At 70.9% G+C, this 935-nt stretch carries 2 protein-coding genes; both read left to right on the plus strand.

Features of this window, described 5'->3' with window-relative positions; genetic code table 11:
• The first annotated feature begins 12 nt into the window (after nt 1-12).
• On the plus strand, nt 13-381 hold the full coding sequence (locus AC08OO_RS21810) for a hypothetical protein (protein ID WP_476618997.1): 369 nt from the start codon (nt 13-15) through the stop codon (nt 379-381).
• Between the two features lie 69 nt (nt 382-450).
• Nucleotides 451-935 (plus strand): hypothetical protein (locus AC08OO_RS21815; RefSeq protein ID WP_476618998.1); only part of this gene is annotated, 485 nt, incomplete at its 3' end.

Genomic DNA, 935 nt, shown 5'->3' on the forward strand with positions numbered 1-935 from the left:
TGAGAGGACCTGATGGCCGAGAACCGTGCCCGGAAGAGGGCGATCCGCGCCCGCATGGCCGAGACCGGTGAGCCGTACACCGTGGCGATGCGCGCAGTCGACGCCGAACACGCACGAGGAGAGGCCGTGACCACCCACCACACCCGCCCGGTCGAGATCGACGCCGTCCACTGGACCGGCAGCAACCGGGCCGAGCTCGAAGAGCTGGCGGGGAATCCGGTGACGGTGCAGCCGGACGGTGGGGCGATGTTCTGGGGCCCGGCCGGGTCGGTGTGGATGCTGGCCGGGTCGTGGCTGGTGCGCCGCGGCGACCAGGTCGAGGTCCTCGACGATGCGACGTTCACCGCCCGCTACGAACCGGCCGATTATGACTCTGAGTAACCGACTTCGGGTATCGACCCCGCGCATGAAGATCACAACTTTCACGTAGCGTGACATCGGAGGCCCGGCGTGCCGCTGCCGACCGGTGGAAACACCCCCTGGCCCCCGCCCCACCTCACCGCGCCGTTCACGGAGATGGAGCGGCTCGCCGCCTGGTGGCTCGGAGACCCGGAGAAGCTCTCCGCGGTCTACGGCGGCACCGCGATGGCCCGCTCCAGCGAGCACAGCTTCGACCGTCCCGCCCAGTACCGCGGCGGTGTCGTCGGCGCGGTCGCCCGGTGGTTCTGGGGCCAGCCCGCTTCGCCTCAGCAGCAGCGCACCAAGGTCCACGTGCCGTTGGCGAGCGAGATCGCCGCCGCCTCCGCCGACCTTCTGTTCTCCGGGGCGATCACCGTCACTTGGGGCGATGAAGACACCCGCCGCGCCGAACGTGACGCCGCCGTCCAAGACGCCCAAGACCTCGCCGACCAGCAGGCCGCCGACGACCACGCCACCGCCCTAGACGAAGCCGGCATCGACCCGACCGAACCCGACCCGCTCACCGGCCTGCCCCC

The sequence above is a fragment of the Frankia sp. CeCAU1 genome (assembly GCF_977971845.1).

Excerpts from the sequence above, each read along its gene's own strand:
- AC08OO_RS21810 (WP_476618997.1), top strand. The coding sequence starts at position 13 with ATGGCCGAGAACCGTGCCCGGAAGAGGGCGATCCGCGCCCGCATGGCC.